We start from the raw sequence: 21,369 nt of genomic DNA, 5'->3' as shown, positions 1-21,369 counted from the left end.
ATTAACTCGTGTTGCGAGGAAGGAATGACCCCACGCTCCTAGCGCGTGATCTGCTTCAGGTAGAAGACCGTCTGCACGGTCGGCAGAACCTGCTGCAACACACGGTTGAAGGTGGTCGAGGCGGCCGTGCCGACGTACACGACATCCAGCGGCTTGAGCTGGAATTGCGACGACAGCATGATCGCGTCGGGCTGGGTCATGTCGAGGCGGTAGATCTCCGGCTGGGTCGGATTGCTCTTCATCCCGCGCATCACGAAGATCTGACGCGGGTTGGCATCCGTATCGAGAATGCCGCCGGCCGCCGTGAGCGCATCGGCAATCGTCAGATTGCCGCGAATCAGGCCGGTCTGAAGCGGCGTCTTCACTTCGCCCATCACAAATACTCTGCTATCCGAACGATCTGGCACATTGACGATGTCACCGTCCTGCAGCATCACGTTCTGCGTCGCGTCGCCCGAATCGAGCATGCGGTTGGCGTCGAGCACATAGAGCTTGCCGTTACGCGTGAGACGCACGCGATTGATGTCGGCGTTGTCGGTGCTGCCGCCCGAACGCGTGATGGCGTCGACGAGCGTGAGCGGCACGTCGCTCATCGAAAGCGGCCCTGGCGTCTTCACGTCGCCCGTCACCTGGATCTTCTGGCTGCGGTAGGCGAGCACGCGCACGTCCACCTGCGGATTCTTGATGTAAGGCCCGAGGCCCGAGGCAAGCTGATCGCGCAACTGGCCCGGCGTCTTGCCCGCGGCCATCACGCGGCCCACGAACGGAAAGTAGATCGTGCCGTCCTTCGCGATGGTCTGCCCGTAGGGGTCGGACTGCCCCGACAACGCATTGGTGTACGGCTGCGTGAGCGCCTGCCCCACCGTCTGCGTGGTGTTGCCGCCCGTCGAGAACGTCGAGCCTTGCGGCGTGGACAGTTCCGGGTGGTCGTACACCGTCACGCCCAGAATGTCCTGAGGCGCGAGGTGATAGACGTAGTCGGCCGGCGACGCGTACTTCGACGGCGGCAGATCGCTCTTCTGCGCCGCCGCGGCATCCTGGGCCTGCTGCATGACGAGCTGCGAGTCGATCAGATGCACGTCGTACTGCTGCTGCGGCTGATTGCCCGGCTGCTCCTTGAGGCTGGAAGTATCGAGGTAGTTGCCGGGCGCGGTTGCGCACGCGGAAACGAAAACACTCAGCGCCAGCGCGCTCATCAGATTGAGTTTACTCATTGGCATATTCGGCTCAGCCATCCCTTAACCAGACGATCCATCAACTCGAGACTGTCGCGATACATGGCCTCATCGAGTCCATGCGGATCGGCGACGTCCGAGTTCTCCCAATTGCCGAGCGCGTACACCTTGCCGCGCGCGGTCGGCTCGATCCGCTCGACCGCCCACACCTGCTGGCGCTCCGTGACCAGTACAAGGTCGGCCTGACGCACGAGGCGGCTCGTGAGGCGGCGCGCGCGGTGCTCGCCGACCTCCACGCCGCGCTCGGCGAGCAGACGCTGCATCACCGGGTCCATGTCCGCGCCTTCCTGCGCGCGCAGACCCGCCGAATGAAACGCGCCTGCATGCTCGACCGCGCGCTCGCGAAGACGTGCACGAAAGAGCTGTTCCGCCGCTGGCGAGCGGCAAACATTCGCATGGCAGACGATCAATACGTCGTTGAACATGGACTCATGACTCCTCGTTTTGACTGCGTAATTACGCGGTCAGCTGCGATTGCTTCGCTTGTGGCGATTGTGTCGATTGCGTCGACGTGGCCGCTTCGGCGCGCGCGCGGCTCGCCTGCGTGGCGCTCGCGCGGCCCACGGCGTGATATTCGATACCGAGTTCCTGCAGCGAAAGCGGCTCGTACAGATTGCGCCCGTCGAACACAATGGGCGCTTTCAACTGCGCCTTGAGCGTTTCGAAGTCCGGCGCCTTGAACACCTTCCATTCGGTCGCGACCACGAGCGCATCGGCGCCGTGCGCGGCTTCCATCGCGTCGTTCGCATAGACGAGACGTTCGAGCTGCCCAGGCGTCTTCTGCAGATCGATTTCCAGTACGCGCTGCGCCTCCTTGACCGCCACCGGATCGTAGGCCTGCACGCGTGCGCCGCGCGCAAGCAGTTCGGCAATCAGCGTGCGGCTCGGCGCTTCGCGCATGTCGTCGGTGTTCGGCTTGAAGGCGAGACCCCACAGGCCGAACGTCCGGCCCGTAAGATCGGAGCCAAAGCGCGTGACGATCTTTTGCGCCAGCACCTGCTTCTGGGTTTCGTTCACCGCTTCCACGGCACGCAGGATCTGCAGCGGCTCGCCGAAATCCTCAGCAGTGCGCATCAGTGCCTTCACGTCCTTCGGGAAGCACGATCCGCCGTAACCGCAGCCCGCGTAGAGGAAGTCATAGCCGATACGCGGATCGGAGCCGATGCCGCGGCGCACCGCTTCGATATCGGCGCCGACGCGATCGGCCAGATTCGCCAGTTCGTTCATGAACGAAATACGCGTGGCCAGCATCGCGTTGGCGGCGTACTTGGTGAATTCCGCCGAATGCACGTCCATATAGAGCGTGCGTTCATGATTACGGTTGAACGGCGCGTACAGGCGCTTCATCAGCTCGCGGGCACGCTCGCCCGGCACGTCTTCGTCGCAGCCGAGCACGATGCGATCGGGCCGCGCGAAGTCGTCCACGGCGGCCCCTTCCTTCAGGAACTCCGGATTCGACACCACCGAGAACATGTGGCTCTCGCCGCGCTTGCGCAGCTCGGAGGCGATCGCGTCGCGCACCAGCGCCGCCGTGCCGACCGGCACCGTCGATTTATCGACGATGACCTTGAAGCCGTTCATCATGCGGCCGATGTTGCGCGCGGCGCCCAGCACGTACTGGAGGTCGGCGGAGCCGTCCTCGTCGGGCGGCGTGCCCACCGCGATGAACTGCACGTCGCCGTGGGCGACGGCGGCTTCGACATCGGTCGAGAACGTCAGACGGCGCGCGCGCACGTTGCGTTCGATGATTTCCTTCAGGCCCGGCTCGTGAATCGGCACGATGCCCTGATTGAGCAGGTCGATCTTGCGCTGGTCCACGTCGAGACAGAACACGTCGTTGCCGATGTCGGCCAGACACGCGCCCGTCACGAGACCCACATAACCGCTGCCAATGATCGTCAGATTCATGCCCACCTCAAATGTGATTGCCTGTTGATGTCCACCAGGGCCGCGTCCACCTGCGCACGGCGCGCGCCTGGTATGCTCAATGTGAATTCGATGCGTGTTTAATTCGTATTCGATTCATTATTTCGACATGCTTATGATCAGTACGCGTTCTGTCCGGCGAAGCCCTTCCACATGGTCATCGCGACAATGCGCAGATCGAGCGCGAAACTCCAGTGCTGCATGTAGTGCAGGTCGAAGCGCACACGGTCGCGCATTTTTTCCACGCGATCGGTTTCGCCGCGAAAGCCGTTGACCTGCGCCCAGCCGGTAATGCCCGGCTTGATGCGATAGCGCGCCATGTAGCCGCGCACGAGGTCCTTGTAAATGTCGTCGTGCGCGAGCGCGTGCGGACGCGGTCCCACCACCGACATCTCGCCCTTGAGCACGTTGATGAATTGCGGCAGTTCGTCCAGACTCGTGCGGCGCAGGAACGCGCCCACGCGCGTCACGCGCGGATCGTTGCGGCGCGCCTGCGTGACCTGGCCCGAGACTTCCGCGTGCACCTTCATCGAGCGGAACTTGTAGATCTCGAACTCGTTGCCGTCGAGCCCCTTGCGGCGCTGCCTGAAAAACACCGGCCCCTTCGACGTGAGCTTCACCGCAAGCCCGACCAGCGCGAAGAGTGGCGCGAGCGCGACCAGCACCGCCCCGGCAAACAGGATGTCGAACACACGCTTGGGCAGCACGCTCAGATCCGTCACCGGCGAAGCCGCGAGATTGATCGCCGGTACGCCAAGCAGATCGACCACGGGCTGGCTGAAGAACGACAGGCTGCGCACATCGGGAATGAAGCGGATGTTCACGAAATCGTTGCGCATCGCCATGACGATGCGGTGAATCGTGCGCTCTTTCGTGATCGGCAACGCAAGCCACAGTTCGCGCACGTCATGCTCGCGCACGAATTCGAGCATGGCCTGCAGGTTGCGCTCGACCGGCACGCCGTCGAGGCGCGCATCGCCGTCGGCATCGCTATCCTCGTCGTACACGAGTGCGGGATGAAAACCCGCTTCCGGGCGGCTCTTCATTTGCTCGACGAGGAAGCGCGCATAGCGGGGCCCACCCACTACGGCGACCGCCTTCTGGTTGTAGCCCTCGCGGCGCAGGCTGCGCAGCACCATATGCACGAGCGCCTTGGAAACGATCAGGAAAGCGACCGACGCCACCACCCAGTAGGCTAGCCAGACACGCGAGAGCGAATCGGCACGGTGCACGCTGAAGCTCAGCAGAATACCCGTGCATTCGACCGCGATCCATGCGGCGCACACGCGCGCCGCCAGCACATAAAGCGACTTGCCGCGCCACGACTGGTAGATGCCGAAGGCGGGAAACATCCAGATCGCCAGCACGCAATTAAATGCGAGCGCCACGCTTTCCGGATCGGAGAGCGCAGCGAACCGTCCGTGGTGCAGGGCGGCCGCAAGCAGCGCGCCGGCGGCGATGGCGGCAACATCGATAATCCTGGCTAGAACGCTCAGCATGTCCGGCACCTCGGTTGAAAAAATGAAATGCAGCCATACGATTTGCATCATGGCCGCCGCTACGGGAATCAGGGGATCTGCACCGGGATCGCTCCGGCGCTGCAAAAGCGCATCCGAATAAACCCTAATAAAGCGCTATAAAAATTCCGCGCGCAAGTCCAAAAAGTATCTCCAAATGTTTCGTTGCTAACGACCTATTTTTTGTCTGATTTTTTCGGCAACGATTGCCACGAAGGCTTTCCGGCAAGGCTTTCATCACGCATTGCGGACGGAAAATTTTTCCGGATCCCTCACAATGAGCCTGAATTTATTTCGTAACACTGCGGTCACATTCCCTATTTTTCTTTTTATTTTTATTCGAATTCATTCATGACGAATCGACATTTTTCAATTTAATCCGAATATTTTTCGTTTTCTTCTTTACGACTCTTTTTATTGCGATTTTAAGCATGCTACAAATCGCAGAACCGAAACCCCTTTTCAGGAGAGCGAGATGACGGATACGGGTTCCGCAACGGCCTCGGCACGCGCGGCTCATCAGGCACACCAGGCAGAAGCGCCCGGCGATGCGCATAACGCATTGCAGGTCTGTCCCGTGGTGCTGGCCGGCGGCGCGGGTTCGCGGCTGTGGCCACTGTCGCGCGAGCAATACCCGAAGCAGATGATCAACCTGGTCGGCGAGCGTTCCCTGCTCGCGGATACGGCGGGGCGGCTCGACGCCCTCGCCGAGCGCGTGACGCTCGCCGACAAGCTCCTGATCGTGTGCAATGAGGAGCACCGCTTCACCACTGCCGACCAGGTTCGCGCGGCCGGCAAGGAAGCGCGCCTGATTCTCGAACCGCTCGCGCGCGACACGGCGCCGGCGCTGACAATCGCGGCTTTGTCGGTGATCTCGACACAGCAGGACGGCATCATGGTGGTGATGCCAGCGGATCACGCGCTCGCGGATCTTCCGGCATTTCAGGCCGCCGTGGCAGACGGCGTGCGCCACGCGGCCAACGGACAGATCGTGACGATGGGCATCGTGCCCACGCGTCCGGAAACGGGCTACGGCTACATCCATGTGGGCGAACCGCTGGCAACGCAGGAGCCTGATGGCGCACGGCGCCTCAATGGCTTCGTCGAAAAGCCTTATATCGAACTGGCGCAACAGTACGTCGCCTCGCAGCGCTACTGGTGGAACAGCGGCATCTTCATCGTGCGCGCTTCCACCTGGCTCAAGGCGATTCGCCACTTTCAGCCCGCGATTTACGAGGCTTGCACGGCAGCGGTCGAGCACGGCAAGGCCGATGGCGACTTCTTCCGCGTGGATCCCGAATGCTTCGCGCGCTCGCCGTCGAACTCGATCGACTATGCGGTGATGGAGCCGCTGTCGGGCGATACGTCGGTGGCCAACGGCGTCGTGGTGCCGCTCGCGGCGGGCTGGACCGATCTCGGTTCGTGGGACACGGTCTGGCAGGTTGCGTCGAAAGACGACGCCGGCAACGTGGCCCAGGGCGAAGTCATGTTCGAAGGCGCGAGCGACACCTTTGCGCACTCGGACGGCCGGTTGATCGCTTGCCTGGGCACCGAGAATCTCGTGGTGGTCGAAACCGCCGACGCAGTGCTCGTAGCCGACCGTTCGCGCGCGCAGGACGTGAAAAAGATCGTCCAGCGCCTGAAAGCCTCGAACCGCAGCGAAGCGGTTGCCCACCGTCTCGTGCATCGCCCGTGGGGTCACTACGACAGCGTCGATAGCGGCGAGCGCTTCCAGGTCAAGCGCATCGTGGTCGAACCCGGCGCGCGCCTGTCGTTGCAGATGCACCATCATCGCGCTGAGCACTGGGTCGTCGTGCGCGGCACGGCGCTCGTCACGCGCGGCGAGGAACGATTTATCGTTTCGGAGAACGAATCGGCCTATATCCCGTTAGGGGTGGCGCACCGGCTCGAAAATCCGGGCAAGATGCCGCTCGAAATCATCGAGGTGCAGTCGGGTTCGTATCTGGGCGAAGACGATATCGTGCGTCTCGACGATCAATACGGCCGGCAGTGATGGAAACGCCCGGGTCCGCAAGGGCTCGGGCGAATTGGTACATGACGGGGCACCCGCGAGCGCCCCGCTACAGATGAAAATAGACGGAGACAGCACGGCATGCGCCGCAACGGGAATGATCGATTTCGAATCGGAACCCTCGAATCGAAAACCCGTTTGACGGCGTAGCCGGGCAGAAAGATGGAACTGGAATTACGTTCGACGAACAGCGGAACAGCGCGGGTGACAGCGGCGGCCGGTGATGCAGCAGGCCGCCGCCTAGCTCAGATGCGTTCTGTAGCGCGAAGCCTGAGGATGGCGCTCGGCACCGGTGGCGGACGAGCCGTCGCGGGTATCGCCGGGCGTGCGCAGCGCACTGTTGCTATAGCGTTGCAGCGGCGCGTGACGCACGCCGTTGGCGACGACGTGCGAGGCAGCGGTCGCCAAAGCCGGCGAGGCTACCGGCATTGCGCGTGTGACCACGCCGCCGTTGTTGCCGTGAGCACGCGCGAGCGAAACATCCGGGCCTTTGTCCTCGGGGTCCGTATCGGCACCGTCGGCACCATCGACGCCGCCGCCCGACGCGTGCGGGCCTTCGCGATCGATCCACTGACGTGCCCAGTCGAACGCATAGTGGCGAGCCGCATCGGCATCGTCGAACGCCGGGCCGATAAGGCCGGTGCGCTCGACGCGCCTGCCATCCTTGAGAATTTCCGCTGCCGCGCGATACATGCCGCGATGCATGCGGCTACGCGCCCGCTCCACGCTCAGATGGATCACGTAGCCGCGCCATTCGGCGATCTGCCCGGTTTGCGGCGCGAGACTGGAGACCTCGAAGTTTTCTTCGGGCACGAGCGTGCGCGCGACTGTGGGCACTACAGTGGGCGCTGCTGTAGGCGACTTCACACGCGCGGCGCCGGCACTAGCGTCGGCCTGCGGCGGGACCATGGGCGACGCCTGCCCCGCCTTCGCGGCGGGCGTGCGATGCTGAGCCTGCGTCAAGGCTTCGTCCAGACGGGCAAGCTGACGGGTCATGCTCTCGATCGGGTTGGCAGCCGGGTTGGTAGCCAGGGGAGCCACATCGGCCAGCGACGCGGGCGCCTGCCACGCTTCCGGGCTCTTCCAGTACACGGCGGGCAAGCCGTCGTCTTCAGTGGCTTCCTCGACTACGACGGCCACGGCGGGCGTAGCCTGCGGGCTCGCCGCGACCTGCGCCTGAGCAGGCTCGGGCACATAGATGAAGCTGCGGCCGCGCTGCGTGAGCAACTGCACCAGCTCAAGAAGCGTGCCGCTGACGTGCCATTCTTCGAAACGGCGGCGGCAAGTCGGTCCGGACGGATAGCGTGCGGGCAGACGCGACCAGGACTCGCCAGTCGTCAAGATCCACAGCACGGCGTTCGCCACGACGCGCGGCTCCGCGCGCGGGCGGCCGCGGCGATTGAGCCGTATAGGCGGTTCATCGGATACGAGCGAGGACACAACCATCCACTCGTCGTCGCTCAGTTCTTCGAAATTCATGCTGTTCTCCACGCAGCCGGACCGGGGCTGCAGTGACGGAGCGTCGCTCGCGGATCTTGCTGTCCGCGTGGGCGTGCTCGGTTGCACCATATGCTTATATGACTTGTTCATTTGCGTTACCGGCTGCACTTTGACTGTGCGCGTATTCACAGTATTGACGCAAAGAACGTGGTCTCACTCGTGCAAGGGAGAATTTGTGCAGGAAGCATACCACCTGAAACCAGCCAATGAGGAGGACCGTAATAAGTGTTACGGTTAGAAACAAAGTCACAGCTTGCGTGGCGCGAAATATGCCCGGTCGCGCTTGCAAAACGGTGCGCAAGCCCTCGGCGTTTTACCAGAAAAGCCCCTGTAATAAGGCATTTTCATCATCGTAGGCATCCTGCAAGACACCTGTTGTGCTGCTGTAGCGTCGTATCGGCGTGTTAATGCGAGTTACTTTCCGCATCGCGTGCCCGACCCCATCGCACGGCCATCTCCACTTGAATACCTTTATTCCGCAATTTCGATTTCAATTTCAATTGCAGCGACTTCAAACATCGCGCATCAATTTTGTCCCGCCCTCTCTCCCGAAACTCGGTTGTGCCCGCAACAAATGACAGCGCGATGAATTGCATTCAACACGCCGGTCGTATCGCTTGTTTCATGCTGGCCGCATGTGCAAACAGCCACCTTGCAAAAGCCACGCGACGATTCCGTCTATAGTACGAAGGCCATGGCCCTCAAGGAGAATCGTGTATGCAAACATCCACATCGCGCGGCACGCGCGCGTTGATCGCCGTGACCGCCACCGCGGCTATGGCCGCCGCCCTGCTCGCGCCCTGGCATACCGCGCAGGCCCAACTCGGCAACCTGCTCAACCAGGGCGGCAATAGCGGCTCGACCTCGGGCGCGCTCGGCAATCTGGGCGGACTTGGCTCGCTCTCGGGCTCGTCGGTCAGCTCGAACAGCATGGGCAACGTCACGGGCCTGCTGCAGTTCTGCATCAAGAACAATTACCTGAACGCGGACGCGGCCGGCAACGTGAAAGACTCGCTGCTCAGCAAATTGCCCGGCGGCGCCTCCACCACCGATAGCGGCTACGAGAAAGGCAGCAGCGGCATTCTCACCGCCGGCAACGGCCAGCAACTCGACCTCTCCGGCAGCGGACTCAAGCAGGCCGCCACCAAACAGGTATGCGACAAGATCCTGAGTCAGGCCAAGTCGATGCTGTAATCACCGCTGCAATGGCACCTGGCAGGAGGGCGGCACGGCGCAGATGTGCGCAATTTGTATGCCGCCCCCTTGAACAGGACGGCGGTTTCGGTGTCGAATGGACCCCAGTGGAACTCAAGCGGTAGCCATTCCTGCCATCGTCACTGCCATGAAACAGCGTCGAGTCCCCGTGGTGCCTTGTCTGTCCGCCTTCGCCGCCCTCGCGACGCTGCTGGGATTTTGCGCGCCGCTCGGCGCGCAACCTCAGCAAGCGCAGGACAAACGGTTCGACTGCACGTCGAATCCGCATGAATTTATTTCGACACTGATTGAAGAAAAGTCCATCGACCCGAAGCCGAGCCGGGTCGAGGCGAATTCGGTCAACGCGTTCCGCCCCGCACAAGGCAGCCGCATGAGCGCGTTCGGCTTCCCGATCTATGTCGTGCTCGGCTATGCGCGCGACGACGACCTGTTTCGCCGCGGCGCAGGCAAGGAGATCAAGTCGCCGCTCTATGGCGTCGTGGTGTCCGCTCCGGCGGAATCGGTCCGCACGCGCGTGAGCGAGGCGAACAGCGACGCCACGGTCAAATCCGTGGTGCCGCTGCTGCTGACCGCCATCGTGTGTGGCGGCTAGAATTTGCCGGCGCTTGTGCCAGCGTTTGTGCCAGCGCTTGTCGGCGTTCGCTGGCGCAATCAGCCCGCGAAGAACGCAAGCGCGCCCATCACCACACCCGCAACGCCAACACCCACCGATGTGCGCAGCAGCCACTTGCGGCGCGTGAGCAAGGTAATCGCCGTCAAGGCAATCGATATCTGGATCAGCGTGGTGGCTTGCGCCCAGCGATGGTGGCCGTGCAGGAGATGTTCAGCCTGCTCATCGTCGGCTTGCACCTGCTTCTCCAGCGCCTCGGCTTTCACGCGGATCGGGTCCTTCTGCTGGCGATAGCGGTCGGCATCGGCGGCGAAATGCCGCTGGGCTTCGGCGGCATTCGGCGCGAGCGCGGCCAGCGACGCGCCCAGTTCGGCGAGATTCTGCTTTTCGCCCTTGGCCTGGTAATAAGCCCACTGATTTGCGGCCTCGGTCTTGTGAATCGCGGCCTCGTTCTTGTAATAGAGCGCGAGGTTTTCACTGTTGCCGCTCTGATACGAGAGGATGGCGCCGATCGACGCCAGGATCGCCGTCATCACCGCCATGCGGCCCGGAAAGGGATCGCGCCCGCTTCCGGCTTCGGCCCCATGGCCGCCATGGCCGTGGCCGCCCGCCGCATGTTCGACCGCGTGATCGTGCGGCCCGTGCACTTCATACTCTTCAGACATCCAACAACTCTCCGGTCTAACTCATGTGTTCTTTACGCGGCGCCGGCATAAGGTGCCGCGTCCCTCGCGGGACGAACCATTATCGTGAGCGCGGCCCAGTTGTCCAGTCCCCGTCATTTCCGTCACAGGAAGAAAGAGAAACGCATCAAATCGAAATCTTATTGAAAGTTTTATCGTCTATTCATTGAGGCACAGCTTGCGCTTGCTGCGGCGCATGGCGCGTGCGGGCCGTTTGCTAACGTGGCTCATGCGGTTCATTCTGCGCCTTTTTGCTGCGCAGCCACACTTCTCACCCTCGCGGCTGCAATTCCCCCATCGTGCGCTCTGAACCGAATGGTCCGCTGACTGCGCTTGCGGCGCTCGATGCCTTCGATGCGCTGGACGGTCTTGCGCAAGCCGTGTTGATCGTCGATAACGCAGCACAAGTGGTCTTTGCCAATCGCGCCGCCGCCGCGCTGCTGGCGCAGCCGCAAGGATTGCGCGAAAGCCCGCGCGGATTGCAGACGCCGTCACCGAAAGCCACGCAGCGGCTCCATGCGTCGATCGCCAGCGCCGCAGGCGACGGCGACGGCGCATCCACGCGCACGGGCAGCGCGATGCTCGTCGAGCGCACGACGGCGGGCATACCTGGCATCGCGCTTCAAGTGCTCATCTCTCCGCTTGGCGCACGGCCCGGCCTGGCCATGCTGATGGTGAACGATCCCCAGGCCGTGCCGCACGGCATCGAGCAGCACCTGATTGCGCTCTACGCGCTCACGCCTGCCGAAGCGCGCGTCGCCGGCGAAGTCGGCAACGGCGGCAATCCGCGCGCGATCGCGGCGACGTTGCGGATTCTTCCCTCCACGGTGCGCACGCATCTGCATCACATCTTCGCCAAGACCGCCACGCGCGGCCAGGCCGATCTGATGCGGCTCGTTGCCCAACTCGCGCAACTGCCGCGCGGGTTCACCGAGCGCGGCGACTGAATCGCCGCCTCAAATGCGAACGGCCCGCGCAATCGCCCTCTTTAAAGGGAAACCGCGCGGGCCGTTCCGTCACGCCCTGTAGCGCTAAAAGCGCGCTAACTATCTATTAACCGCCCAGATACGCGCGTTTGATGTCGTCGTTGGCAAGCAGGTTGTCGGCGCTATCGGCCAGCACCACGCGCCCCGTTTCGAGCACGTAGCCGCGATCGGCCACATGCAGCGCCTTGTTCGCGTTCTGCTCGACGAGAAACACCGTGACGCCTTCTTCGCGGATCGTGCGAATGATGTCGAAGATCTGCGCGATCACGAGCGGCGCGAGGCCGAGCGTCGGCTCGTCGAGCAGCAAGAGACGCGGCTTGCTCATGAGCGCACGGCCGATCGCCAGCATCTGCTGCTCGCCGCCCGACATCGTGCCCGCACGCTGCTTTGCACGCTGATTCAGGCGCGGAAACAGCTTGAAAACGTGCTCGATGCCCGCGTCGATCTCGTGCTGCGCGGCGAAGAAGCCACCCATCTGCAGGTTTTCGAGCACGGTGAGGCTCGGGAACACGCGACGGCCTTCCGGCGAGATCGCCATGCCCAGACGCATGATTTCATGCGTGGGCATACGCGTGATGTCCCGACCTTCGAACGTCACGTGGCCCGACGATGCGCGCGGCGTGCCGCACACGGTCATCATCAGCGTGGTCTTGCCGGCGCCGTTGCTGCCGATCAGCGTGACGATCTCGCCCTTGTTCACTTCGATCGACACGCCCGCCAGCGCTTCCACCGCGCCGTAATGGGTATGGACCTTGTCCAGCTTCAGCATCAGTCCTCTCCGAGATAGGCTTTGATCACGCGCGGGTCGTTGCGCACTTCTTCGGGCTTGCCGATCATGATCGGTTTGCCGTGTTCCATCACGAGGATGCGGTCCGAGACGCCCATCACGAGGCTCATATCGTGTTCGATCAGGAGTACGGAGATTCCGAACTCGTTGCGCAGTCCATCGACCATATGCTGCAGCTCGATCTTTTCCTGCGGATTCAGACCGGCCGCCGGTTCGTCGAGCATCAGCAGACGCGGGTCCGTGATCATGCAGCGCGCGATTTCGAGGCGGCGCTGATGGCCGTACGACAGCGTGCCCGCCTCGCGGTTCGCCACGTCCTTCAGACCCACGCGTTCGAGCCAGTACGCGGCACGTTCTAGCGCTGCGCGTTCGGCGCGGCGATACGAAGGCGTCGCGAACAGGCCGCTGAGCATGTTGCGGTTCACCTTCAGATGCTGCGCGACCATGAGGTTTTCGAGCACCGTCAACTGCTTGAAGAGACGAATATTCTGGAACGTGCGCACGAGACCGCGACGCGCGACCTCGTGGCTCGGCCGGCCGTTGATCGCGTGGCCGTCGAGCACGATGTCGCCCGCCGTGGGCTTATAGAAGCCGCCTACGCAGTTGAACACCGTCGTTTTGCCTGCGCCGTTCGGGCCGATGATCGCGAAGACTTCATTCGGGCGCACGTCGAACTCGATGCCATCCACGGCCAGCAGACCGCCGAAGCGCATCTGCAGACCCGCCACTTTCAACAATGCTTGTGCACTCATTGCGGCAACTCCACGTGCGGACGGCTTGCGGGCAACAAGCCCTGCGGACGCCACATCATCATCAGCACCATCACCAGACCGAAGATCAGCATGCGGTACTCGGCAAAGCCGCGCGCCACTTCGGGCAACGCGGTCAGCAGGATCGCAGCCAGCACGACACCCAGTTGCGAGCCCATGCCGCCCAGCACCACCACGGCAAGAATGAGCGCCGATTCGATGAAGGTGAACGACTCGGGCGTGACGAGCCCCTGGCGCGCCGCGAAGAACGCACCGGCCAGACCCGCGAACGAAGCGCCCAGCGTGAACGCCGAGAGCTTGATGCGCGTGGGATTCAAACCGAGCGATCGGCAGGCGATTTCGTCTTCGCGCAGCGCTTCCCATGCACGGCCCATCGGCATGCGCAGCAGGCGGCTCGTGACGAACAGCGTGAATGCCACCAGCACCAGCGCGAGCAGGTACAGGAAGATGATCATGTGTTCGCCGCTGTACTCGATGCCGATCAGCTCGTTGAAGGTCTTGGCGCCTTCCACGCTGGCGTGGCGGGCGAGTTCGAAACCGAACACGGTGGGCTTCGGAATGCCCGAGATGCCGTCCGGGCCGCCCGTGATGCTCGTGAGGTTGTTCAGCAGCAGGCGGATGATTTCGCCGAAGCCGAGCGTGACGATCGCGAGATAGTCGCCGCGCAGACGCAGCACCGGGAAGCCCAGCACGAAGCCGAACGTCGCCGCGGCCAGCGCCGCGAGCGGCAGGCATTCCCAGAACGTGAAGTCGAAGTACTGGTTGAGCAGCGCATACGTATAGCCGCCCACCGCGTAGAAGCCTACGTAACCGAGGTCGAGCAGACCCGCGAAGCCCACCACGATATTCAGGCCGAGACCCAGAATCACGTAGATCAGCGCAAGCGTGGCGACGTCGATCGTGCCGCGCGAGCTGATGAACGGGAAGACCGCGCCGAAGGCGAGCAGCACCCAGATCGCGACGCGCTGCTGGCGCGCACCGAGCGCAGGCGCCTTCGGCAACTTCACCGAACTCGTTGCGCGCACAAACATCGGCTTGACGAGCTGAAACACGAACACCACGGCAGCGGCGATCCACACCGGATGCCAATGCTGCTGCAACACCACCTGATAACCATCGAGCGTGAGCTGCAGGCCGAGGATCGGGGCGGTCAGGATGATGGTCGCAAAGGCGGCGACAAACGCGCCCTTCAGCGTCTGCGACGAAGACGGGCCGCTATGGCTGGCCGCGCGAACCGAAACAGTTTGGCTCATATCGACCTCACACCTTTTCGACGTCCGGCTTGCCGAGCAGGCCGGTGGGACGGAACAGCAGCACGAGCACGAGCAGGCCAAATGCCACGACGTCCTTGTACTCCGACGGCATGTACGCCGATGCGAAGGTTTCGGCCAGACCCAACAGCACGCCGCCGAGCATCGCGCCGGGAATGCTGCCGATGCCGCCGAGCACCGCCGCCGTGAACGCCTTGATGCCCGCGATAAAGCCGATATACGGATTGAGCTTGCCGATCGTGAGACCGATCAGCACGCCGCCCACCGCCGCCAGCATCGCGCCAAGAATGAACGTAAACGAGATCACGCGGTTCGTGTCGATACCGAGCAGGTTCGCCATCTTCATGTCTTCGGCGCAGGCGCGGCACGCGCGGCCCATGCGCGAGCGCGAGATGAAGAGCGTGAGCGCGATCATCAGCACGACCGTGGTGCCCACGATCAACATGCGCGCGTACGGAATCGTCACGTCGAAGTTGCCGCCCATGTTGAAGTCGAGCGCGCCGGAAATCAGCATCGGCACGGACACGTCGCGCGCGCCCTGCCCGATCTGCACGTAGTTCTGCAGAAAGATGGACATGCCGATCGCGGAGATCAGCGGCACGAGACGCGGCCCGCCGCGCAGCGGCCGATACGCGACGCGCTCGACCGCAAAACCGTAGAGTCCGGTGACCACCACCGAGACGATGAGCGCCGCGCCCAGCACGAGCGGCAGCGGATAACCCGCCGTGGTGCCGATGGCCGTGAGCGTGACGAGGCCCACATAGGCGCCGATCATATAGATCTCGCCGTGAGCGAAGTTGATCATGCCGATGATGCCGTAGACCATCGTGTAGCCGATGGCGATCAGCGCATAGATCGCACCCAGCGTGAGCCCGTTGACGAGCTGCTGGGTGAACTGCGGAAGAAAATCATTCATGCCTTAAGCCCCGCGGCGTATGAGCCGGTAAGAGAGCCTTTTTGAAACCGTGTCGATCTTTCCCGTGCGAGCGACCGCCATAAAAACGCCCCGCCCGCCGAAGCGGGAGGAGGGAATCGGGGCGTGCGGCCGATGCGCCGGGATCAGTTCACGGCGGTCTTGGTCGCGTCCTTGTGCCACGTGTACACGACAAAGCGGAACGACTTCAGGTCGCCCTGTGCGTCGTACTGCACATTGCCGATCGGCGTGTTGAACGCGTTCTTGTGCAGGTAAGCCGCAACCTTGGTCGGATCCGTGCTCTTCGCGCCGGCGATGCCGTCGGCGATCACTTCGACTGCTGCGTAAGCCGGCATCTGGAACGGGCCGTTCGGGTCGCGCTTCGCATCGGCGAATGCCTTCACGAGCTTCGCGTTGGCCGGGTCGGCCGCGAAGTCGGCGGGCAGCGTGACAAGCATGCCTTCCGAGGCCGGGCCGGCGATGGCCGTCACGTCCTTGTTGCCCACGCCTTCCGGTCCCATGAAGGTGGCCTTGACGCCCTGCTCGCGCGACTGGCGCATCAGCAGGCCCATTTCCGGGTGGTAGCCGCCGAAGTAGACGAAATCGACGCCTTGCGCCTTGAGCTTGGTGACGATTGCCGAGTAGTCCGAATCACCCGCGTTGATGCCTTCGAACACGACGACAGGAATGTGCGCCTTGTCGAGCGCAGCCTTCACCGACGTGGCGATGCCCTGGCCGTACGACTGCTTGTCGTGCAGGATCGCGACTTTCTTCGGCTTGACCTTGTTGATGATGTAAGCGGCAGCGGCCGGGCCTTGCTGGTCGTCGCGGCCGATGGTGCGGAAGATGAACTGGCGCTTCTTGCCTTCGGTCAGCTGCGGCGCGGTCGCCGACGGCGTGACCATCACGACGCCTTCGTTTTCGTAGATGTCGGAAGCGGGGATCGTCGAGCCCGAGCAGACGTGGCCAACCACGTACTGGATGTGCTGCGAGACGATCTTGTTGGCGACGGCGACGGCCTGCTTCGGCTCGCACGAGTCGTCCATCAGGACGGCTTCGAGCTTGCTGCCGTTCACACCGCCAGCGGCGTTGATCTGGTCGATGGCGGTCAGGGCGCCAGCCTTGACCATGTCGCCGTACTGAGCGACCGGGCCGCTGAACGGGCCGGCGATAGCGATCTTGACGGTCTCGGCGTGAGCGGCTGCACCAAAAGCGAGCAGCGCGGCGGCCGCGGAGACGGAGGTAAGGCGGGTAAGACGGGACAACGACGTCATCAGGAGCTCCTCGATTGTTTTGGGGTCAACCGGTCAGACGGATGACCTGCGCAAACGAACAGCACCCCGAGGACAGGCCCAAGGGGGACGACAACGACGGGCCAGAAAAAATGAAGACGTGACGGGGCCCGGCGTTTATCACCCGCGTTGTAGCGGTTGAGTTCGGAGAGAATCGCGCGGTTACGCGGCCTCTGTTGCGCAAGCGATCCGCCTGCCCCGTTCACTGCATTTCGTACCGGAGGGTGGTCCGGACTCAATCAGCGACCGGCGGATGCTATCAATAAAATCCCGCACTCGCAACCAAGGGTTTTTTCCGATACCTCCCAAAGTATTGATCGCCGTCAATTGACGAAAATCCGGCCAAGGAGCTTGAAAACATTTGGAAAATCGCGGGGTGTGACGGATGGAAACGACGTCGATCCGCCAGAACGACCGGCTGGCGCGGTTTGGAAGAAATCGATTTCCGATCCGAAATAAATCACGCCGGGTTTTCCGATCGGAAAATGATCTGGAGGCCAGATCGAACGGATTTATTTGGCCGGAAAACTATTATCGTCATCCGCACTAATTTTGAGAAAACCTGCCTGGCGCGTAGTAAAAACCCTAAATACAAACTGCGCCAACCTGTTGATTAATTTGACAAAAATTACATTTCATTTTCATTGACACGCTTCTCGAAGCGTCTTCGCGACCAATAATCAGCGCGCATCAGCAATGCGCATTATTTCCGATCGGAATCCGGGAAAACTTTCGTCACCCTATCGATTCCCCCCAAAAATCCCGCCGACCATTTTTCGATCGCCCACGGCAAGCCGTCGCATCCTCGCCGCACTGTCCCGTGCGCGTTACTGATCCGTAAAAGTCGGTGGTATGCTCGCTGCCTCGCCGCCGCTCTTATGCACCATTGCGGCGCATGGCGTAGGGGCACGCAAGCTCAAGACGTGCGCGCCGTGCGCAAAGTTGAGTGCCGCGTTCGGCGACGCAGCCGCGCAAGCGGACCACACCCGTCCAGAACCGAACATTCGGGGGAGATCAAACAGAATGAAGACCCTTAAGCTCGCCGCCAAGGCCGCCACCCTTACCCTGATCGCCAGCGCCGCCGTGCTCACGCTCGCCTCCGGCGCCGCGCATGCGGCCGACACGGCCACCGTGGAAGTCCTGTCGATCGTCGAACACCCCGCCCTCGACGCGATCCGCGACGGCGTGCGCGACGAGCTGAAGGCCGCCGGCTACGACGCGGGCAAGAACCTCAAGTGGGAATACCAGAGCGCCCAAGGCAACACCGGCACCGCCGCGCAGATCGCCCGCAAGTTCGTCGGCGACAACCCCAGCGCGATCGTCGCGATCGCCACGCCGTCGGCGCAGGCCGTTGTGGCCGCAACGAAGTCGGTGCCCGTGGTGTACTCGGGCGTGACCGACCCGGTCGCCGCGCAGCTCGTGAAGACGTGGTCGCCCAGCGGCACCAACGTCACCGGCGTCTCGGACAAGCTGCCGCTCGACAAGCAGGTTGCGCTCATCAAGCGCGTGGTGCCGAATGCGAAGACCGTCGGCATGGTCTACAACCCGGGTGAAGCGAATTCGGTCGTGGTCGTGAAGGCGCTCAAGGAGCTACTGGCGCAACAGGGCATGACGCTCAAGGAAGCGGCCGCACCGCGCACGGTGGACATCGGCCCGGCAGCGAAGAGTCTGATCGGCAAGGTCGACGTGATCTACACCAACACCGACAACAACGTTGTTTCGGCCTACGAAGCGCTCGTGAAGGTGGCCGACGACGCGAAGATTCCGCTCGTCGCCTCGGATACGGACAGCGTGAAGCGCGGCGCCATCGCAGCGCTCGGCATCGACTACAGCGACCTCGGCCATCAGACGGGCAAGGTGGTCGTGCGCATTCTCAAGGGCGAAAAACCCGGCTCGATCGCATCGGAAACCAGCAGCAGGCTGCAACTGTTCGTCAATCCCGCTGCCGCGCAGAAGCAAGGCGTGACGCTTTCCGCCGACCTGCTCAAGGATGCAACCTCGGTCGTCAAGTAAGGCGCCCCGCGTGCATGCCTGACGTGCACACGCAAACAGCAGCAGCAAAGCACCGGCCTTCATCGGGCCTCGCGCACGCGTGCGCCGCGCCGCCTCATCCGGGCAGCACGGCGCACGCGGCGACCCATCCGGCTGCACCATCGCAATCCGCCCGCCGGAAACCGCAACAGGATTTCCCATGTCCCTCTACTCGCTACTGGGCGCGCTCGAGATCGGCCTGATCTTCAGCCTCGTCGCCCTCGGGGTGCTGATCTCGTTTCGCATCCTCAACTTTCCCGACCTCACCGTCGACGGCAGCTTTCCGCTCGGCGGCGCCGTTGCGGCCACGCTGATCGCGCACGGCCAGGATCCGTTCCTCGCCACGCTCTGCGCGATGATCGCGGGCGCGGCAGCCGGCTTCGTCACGGGCTGGCTCAACGTGCGCCTGAAGATCATGGATCTGCTCGCCAGTATCCTGATGATGATCGCGCTCTATTCGATCAATCTGCGCGTGATGGGTGCGCCGAACGTGCCGCTGATCACCGAATCCACGGTCTTCACGATGATCCAGCCCGCGTGGCTGCCCGACTACGTGCTGCGCCCGCTCGCGCTGCTCGTGGTCGTGCTGGCGGCGAAGTTCGGCGTGGACTGGTTTTTCTCCTCGCAGTACGGTCTCGCGCTGCGCGCGACCGGCGCGAACCCGCGCATGGCGCGCGCGCAGGGCATCGCCACGGGCCGCGCGACGCTGGCCGGCATGGCGCTCTCGAATGCTCTCGTCGCGCTGGCCGGGTCGCTGTTCGCGCAGACGCAAGGCGGCTCGGATATTTCGATGGGCATCGGCACCATCGTGATCGGGCTGGCTGCGGTCATCATCGGCGAAAGCATTCTGCCCGCGCGCCGTCTCGTGCTCACGACCCTCGCCGCCGTGCTGGGCGCAATTCTCTATCGCTTCTTTATCGCGCTTGCGCTCAATAGCGATTTCATCGGCCTGAAGGCGCAGGATCTGAATCTCGTCACCGCCGTGCTCGTGACGATCGCGCTCGTGCTGCCCGCGACGCGCAAGAAGCTGTTCGGCCGCAAGAACGGGAGAGCCTAAGCCATGCTCAGCGCACAAGACCTCAAACTCACCTTCAACCCCGGCACGCCGATCGAAACGCGCGCGCTGCGCGGTCTCACGCTGGAAATCCCGACCGGCCAGTTCGTAGCCGTGATCGGCTCGAACGGCGCGGGCAAGTCCACCTTCCTCAACGCCATCAGCGGCGACCAGATGGTGGACGACGGCAAGATCACCATCGACGGCAACGACGTCACGAAGAAGCAGGCCTGGGATCGCGCACATCTGGTCGCGCGCGTGTTCCAGGACCCGATGGCGGGCACCTGCGAAGCGCTGACGATCGAAGAAAACATGGCGCTCGCGATGGCGCGCGGCAAGCGGCGCGGCTTCGGCCCAGCGCTGAAAAAGCAGGATCGCGAACTATTTCGCGCGAAGCTTCGCCTCTTGAATCTGGGCCTCGAAAACCGCCTGACCGACCGTATCGGCCTGTTGTCGGGCGGCCAGCGCCAGGCGGTGAGCCTGCTGATGGCGTCGCTGCAACCCTCGCGTATCCTGCTGCTCGACGAGCATACCGCCGCGCTCGACCCGAAGACGGCCGCGTTCGTGCTCGAACTCACGGCGCGCATCGTCGAAGAAGCGAAGCTCACGACCATGATGGTCACGCACAGCATGCGCCAGGCGCTCGACTATGGTCAGCGCACGGTCATGCTGCATCAGGGGCAGGTGGTGCTGGATGTGTCCGGCGACGAGCGCCGTGGTCTGGACGTGCCGGATCTGCTGCGTATGTTCGAGCAGACGCGCCACGAAAAGCTCGACGACGACGCGTTGCTGCTGGGATAAACGCTTTATTCCTGCAAGCGTTACGCTTCGAAAAAGCCCGCTGGCCTTGTGGTCTGCGGGCTTTTTATTGCGCGTGATTTGCTGTGGATTCCGAATTACTTCAAACCGACTTCGAATACTTGAACGTACCCTGGGCGCTCGCGATCAGCAGGCGGTCGTCCACCCATGCTTCGGCGCGCGCGAAGAAGATCGACCGGCCGCCGCGCTCCAGAAATCCCTTGGCGCGCACGAATTCGCCGAGTCCTTTGTCGAGATAATTCGTCGTGAGCGAAAGCGTAAAGCCGTGACGCGCGGGTGAGTCCGGATCGGCGTAAAGGCCCGCATAACCCGCAGCCGCGTCGAGCAACGTGGCGATCGCGCCGCCCTGCAGCACGCCCTGGCGATTGAGCTTCGAGCCGTCGATCGGCATGAGAAGCTCCGCGTAGCCCTCACGCCACTGCGCGATGCTCACGCCGAGCGTTTCGAGAAACGGATTGTCGACGGCGAATTGCGGCATGGTGCGGTCCCCTTGATAATGTGAGGCAATCAATCGACGAGTCCGGCACGAGCACGTAGTAAAGTGCAAACCCGGTGCTGCCCCGGTGCAAAGGCTCATGCACGACGCGCCAGCGATTATAGGCCGCCATGCAAGGCCTCGCAGCCAGCCCTACCCACTGTTCAGAGGAAATGTGCGCAACTGTACATGGCTTTGTGGGCCGCGCCGGAGAACACTTTGCTTTTCCCCTGCCGCCAGCGTGCGCGCATTT

At 63.0% G+C, this 21,369-nt stretch carries 19 protein-coding genes; 7 read left to right on the top strand and 12 right to left on the bottom strand.

Annotated features, from left to right (window positions below; translation table 11 throughout):
- Nucleotides 1-38: 38 nt before the first annotated feature.
- The 4 genes from B0G62_RS06875 to B0G62_RS06860 form a co-directional block, all read right to left on the bottom strand.
- Nucleotides 39-1,214, bottom strand: coding sequence for a polysaccharide biosynthesis/export family protein (locus B0G62_RS06875; protein WP_103703406.1), 1,176 nt, complete (start codon nucleotides 1,212-1,214; stop codon nucleotides 39-41).
- Complete coding sequence (locus B0G62_RS06870; protein WP_103703405.1) at nucleotides 1,211-1,660, bottom strand: arsenate reductase/protein-tyrosine-phosphatase family protein; 450 nt, start codon at nucleotides 1,658-1,660, stop codon at nucleotides 1,211-1,213. The genes B0G62_RS06875 and B0G62_RS06870 overlap by 4 nt, the downstream gene beginning before the upstream one ends.
- A 31-nt stretch (nucleotides 1,661-1,691) precedes the next feature.
- Nucleotides 1,692-3,143 carry a UDP-glucose dehydrogenase family protein gene (locus tag B0G62_RS06865; protein WP_103703404.1) on the bottom strand — a complete coding sequence of 484 codons (1,452 nt, stop codon included), beginning with the start codon at nucleotides 3,141-3,143 and terminating at the stop codon, nucleotides 1,692-1,694.
- A gap of 137 nt (nucleotides 3,144-3,280) precedes the next feature.
- Nucleotides 3,281-4,660: an undecaprenyl-phosphate glucose phosphotransferase gene (locus tag B0G62_RS06860; RefSeq protein WP_103703660.1), complete on the bottom strand. Its 1,380-nt coding sequence runs from the start codon at nucleotides 4,658-4,660 to the stop codon at nucleotides 3,281-3,283.
- Between the two features lie 493 nt (nucleotides 4,661-5,153).
- Between B0G62_RS06860 and B0G62_RS06855 the strand changes: the two genes are divergently transcribed.
- Entirely contained in the window at nucleotides 5,154-6,692 is a 1,539-nt protein-coding gene (locus B0G62_RS06855; RefSeq protein ID WP_103703403.1) for a mannose-1-phosphate guanylyltransferase/mannose-6-phosphate isomerase, read from the top strand.
- Between the two features lie 258 nt (nucleotides 6,693-6,950).
- On the opposite strand, the gene B0G62_RS06850 is transcribed toward B0G62_RS06855, so the two are convergent.
- Complete coding sequence (locus B0G62_RS06850; RefSeq protein WP_167401196.1) at nucleotides 6,951-8,189, bottom strand: transposase; 1,239 nt, start codon at nucleotides 8,187-8,189, stop codon at nucleotides 6,951-6,953.
- A gap of 738 nt (nucleotides 8,190-8,927) precedes the next feature.
- On the opposite strand from B0G62_RS06850, the gene B0G62_RS06845 reads away from it, so the two are divergent.
- The gene (locus B0G62_RS06845) at nucleotides 8,928-9,404 is read left to right on the top strand and encodes a DUF2501 domain-containing protein (protein ID WP_407671131.1); all 477 of its coding nucleotides are present in this window, start codon (nucleotides 8,928-8,930) and stop codon (nucleotides 9,402-9,404) included.
- Nucleotides 9,405-9,552: 148 nt separating this feature from the next.
- Nucleotides 9,553-10,017, top strand: a complete 465-nt coding sequence (locus B0G62_RS06840) for a hypothetical protein (protein ID WP_144270343.1) — start codon at nucleotides 9,553-9,555, stop codon at nucleotides 10,015-10,017.
- Nucleotides 10,018-10,076: 59 nt separating this feature from the next.
- Here B0G62_RS06840 and B0G62_RS06835 read toward each other — a convergent pair whose 3' ends face one another.
- Nucleotides 10,077-10,700 carry a DUF4337 domain-containing protein gene (locus B0G62_RS06835; protein WP_103703400.1) on the bottom strand — a complete coding sequence of 208 codons (624 nt, stop codon included), beginning with the start codon at nucleotides 10,698-10,700 and terminating at the stop codon, nucleotides 10,077-10,079.
- A 317-nt stretch (nucleotides 10,701-11,017) separates the two neighbouring features.
- On the opposite strand from B0G62_RS06835, the gene B0G62_RS06830 reads away from it, so the two are divergent.
- Entirely contained in the window at nucleotides 11,018-11,665 is a 648-nt protein-coding gene (locus B0G62_RS06830; RefSeq protein WP_103703399.1) for a helix-turn-helix transcriptional regulator, read from the top strand.
- Nucleotides 11,666-11,771: 106 nt separating this feature from the next.
- Here the strand turns inward: B0G62_RS06830 and B0G62_RS06825 are convergent, their stop codons facing one another.
- The 5 genes from B0G62_RS06825 to B0G62_RS06805 all read right to left on the bottom strand — a co-directional run bounded on the left by B0G62_RS06825 (nucleotide 11,772) and on the right by B0G62_RS06805 (nucleotide 16,719).
- Nucleotides 11,772-12,473 carry an ABC transporter ATP-binding protein gene (locus B0G62_RS06825; RefSeq protein WP_103703398.1) on the bottom strand — a complete coding sequence of 234 codons (702 nt, stop codon included), beginning with the start codon at nucleotides 12,471-12,473 and terminating at the stop codon, nucleotides 11,772-11,774.
- The gene (livG, locus tag B0G62_RS06820) at nucleotides 12,473-13,243 is read right to left on the bottom strand and encodes a high-affinity branched-chain amino acid ABC transporter ATP-binding protein LivG (RefSeq protein ID WP_103703397.1); all 771 of its coding nucleotides are present in this window, start codon (nucleotides 13,241-13,243) and stop codon (nucleotides 12,473-12,475) included. The genes B0G62_RS06825 and livG overlap by 1 nt, the downstream gene beginning before the upstream one ends.
- On the bottom strand, nucleotides 13,240-14,514 hold the full coding sequence (locus B0G62_RS06815) for a high-affinity branched-chain amino acid ABC transporter permease LivM (RefSeq protein ID WP_103703396.1): 1,275 nt from the start codon (nucleotides 14,512-14,514) through the stop codon (nucleotides 13,240-13,242). The genes livG and B0G62_RS06815 overlap by 4 nt, the downstream gene beginning before the upstream one ends.
- A 7-nt stretch (nucleotides 14,515-14,521) precedes the next feature.
- On the bottom strand, nucleotides 14,522-15,448 hold the full coding sequence (gene livH / locus B0G62_RS06810) for a high-affinity branched-chain amino acid ABC transporter permease LivH (RefSeq protein WP_103703395.1): 927 nt from the start codon (nucleotides 15,446-15,448) through the stop codon (nucleotides 14,522-14,524).
- A gap of 143 nt (nucleotides 15,449-15,591) precedes the next feature.
- Nucleotides 15,592-16,719, bottom strand: coding sequence for a branched-chain amino acid ABC transporter substrate-binding protein (locus B0G62_RS06805; protein WP_103703394.1), 1,128 nt, complete (start codon nucleotides 16,717-16,719; stop codon nucleotides 15,592-15,594).
- A gap of 1,041 nt (nucleotides 16,720-17,760) precedes the next feature.
- Between B0G62_RS06805 and B0G62_RS06800 the strand changes: the two genes are divergently transcribed.
- The 3 genes from B0G62_RS06800 to B0G62_RS06790 all read left to right on the top strand — a co-directional run bounded on the left by B0G62_RS06800 (nucleotide 17,761) and on the right by B0G62_RS06790 (nucleotide 20,623).
- Entirely contained in the window at nucleotides 17,761-18,750 is a 990-nt protein-coding gene (locus tag B0G62_RS06800; protein ID WP_103703393.1) for an ABC transporter substrate-binding protein, read from the top strand.
- 178 nt (nucleotides 18,751-18,928) lie between these two features.
- On the top strand, nucleotides 18,929-19,825 hold the full coding sequence (locus B0G62_RS06795) for an ABC transporter permease (protein ID WP_103703392.1): 897 nt from the start codon (nucleotides 18,929-18,931) through the stop codon (nucleotides 19,823-19,825).
- Between the two features lie 3 nt (nucleotides 19,826-19,828).
- Nucleotides 19,829-20,623, top strand: a complete 795-nt coding sequence (locus B0G62_RS06790) for an ABC transporter ATP-binding protein (RefSeq protein ID WP_103703391.1) — start codon at nucleotides 19,829-19,831, stop codon at nucleotides 20,621-20,623.
- Between the two features lie 100 nt (nucleotides 20,624-20,723).
- Here the strand turns inward: B0G62_RS06790 and B0G62_RS06785 are convergent, their stop codons facing one another.
- Nucleotides 20,724-21,119 carry a PaaI family thioesterase gene (locus tag B0G62_RS06785; RefSeq protein ID WP_103703390.1) on the bottom strand — a complete coding sequence of 132 codons (396 nt, stop codon included), beginning with the start codon at nucleotides 21,117-21,119 and terminating at the stop codon, nucleotides 20,724-20,726.
- Between the last annotated feature and the right edge of the window lie 250 nt (nucleotides 21,120-21,369).

Source organism: Paraburkholderia eburnea, from assembly GCF_002917095.1.
In the GTDB taxonomy this organism is placed as follows: Bacteria; Pseudomonadota; Gammaproteobacteria; order Burkholderiales; family Burkholderiaceae; genus Paraburkholderia; species Paraburkholderia eburnea.
The sequence above is the reverse complement of the archived record's forward strand: the minus strand, read 5'-3'. Positions and strand labels throughout refer to the sequence as shown.

What these genes read in the sequence shown, in the direction of transcription:
- B0G62_RS06860 (WP_103703660.1), bottom strand. Translation starts at nt 4,660, where the DNA reads ATGCTGAGCGTTCTAGCCAGGATTATCGATGTTGCCGCCATCGCCGCC.
- B0G62_RS06800 (WP_103703393.1), top strand. Translation starts at nt 17,761, where the DNA reads ATGAAGACCCTTAAGCTCGCCGCCAAGGCCGCCACCCTTACCCTGATC.
- B0G62_RS06790 (WP_103703391.1), top strand. Translation starts at nt 19,829, where the DNA reads ATGCTCAGCGCACAAGACCTCAAACTCACCTTCAACCCCGGCACGCCG.
- livG (WP_103703397.1), bottom strand. Translation starts at nt 13,243, where the DNA reads ATGAGTGCACAAGCATTGTTGAAAGTGGCGGGTCTGCAGATGCGCTTC.
- livH (WP_103703395.1), bottom strand. Translation starts at nt 15,448, where the DNA reads ATGAATGATTTTCTTCCGCAGTTCACCCAGCAGCTCGTCAACGGGCTC.
- B0G62_RS06875 (WP_103703406.1), bottom strand. Translation starts at nt 1,214, where the DNA reads ATGAGTAAACTCAATCTGATGAGCGCGCTGGCGCTGAGTGTTTTCGTT.
- B0G62_RS06855 (WP_103703403.1), top strand. Translation starts at nt 5,154, where the DNA reads ATGACGGATACGGGTTCCGCAACGGCCTCGGCACGCGCGGCTCATCAG.
- B0G62_RS06845 (WP_407671131.1), top strand. Translation starts at nt 8,928, where the DNA reads ATGCAAACATCCACATCGCGCGGCACGCGCGCGTTGATCGCCGTGACC.
- B0G62_RS06835 (WP_103703400.1), bottom strand. Translation starts at nt 10,700, where the DNA reads ATGTCTGAAGAGTATGAAGTGCACGGGCCGCACGATCACGCGGTCGAA.
- B0G62_RS06870 (WP_103703405.1), bottom strand. Translation starts at nt 1,660, where the DNA reads ATGTTCAACGACGTATTGATCGTCTGCCATGCGAATGTTTGCCGCTCG.
- B0G62_RS06805 (WP_103703394.1), bottom strand. Translation starts at nt 16,719, where the DNA reads ATGACGTCGTTGTCCCGTCTTACCCGCCTTACCTCCGTCTCCGCGGCC.
- B0G62_RS06785 (WP_103703390.1), bottom strand. Translation starts at nt 21,119, where the DNA reads ATGCCGCAATTCGCCGTCGACAATCCGTTTCTCGAAACGCTCGGCGTG.
- B0G62_RS06850 (WP_167401196.1), bottom strand. Translation starts at nt 8,189, where the DNA reads ATGAATTTCGAAGAACTGAGCGACGACGAGTGGATGGTTGTGTCCTCG.
- B0G62_RS06795 (WP_103703392.1), top strand. Translation starts at nt 18,929, where the DNA reads ATGTCCCTCTACTCGCTACTGGGCGCGCTCGAGATCGGCCTGATCTTC.
- B0G62_RS06825 (WP_103703398.1), bottom strand. Translation starts at nt 12,473, where the DNA reads ATGCTGAAGCTGGACAAGGTCCATACCCATTACGGCGCGGTGGAAGCG.
- B0G62_RS06840 (WP_144270343.1), top strand. Translation starts at nt 9,553, where the DNA reads ATGAAACAGCGTCGAGTCCCCGTGGTGCCTTGTCTGTCCGCCTTCGCC.
- B0G62_RS06815 (WP_103703396.1), bottom strand. Translation starts at nt 14,514, where the DNA reads ATGAGCCAAACTGTTTCGGTTCGCGCGGCCAGCCATAGCGGCCCGTCT.
- B0G62_RS06865 (WP_103703404.1), bottom strand. Translation starts at nt 3,143, where the DNA reads ATGAATCTGACGATCATTGGCAGCGGTTATGTGGGTCTCGTGACGGGC.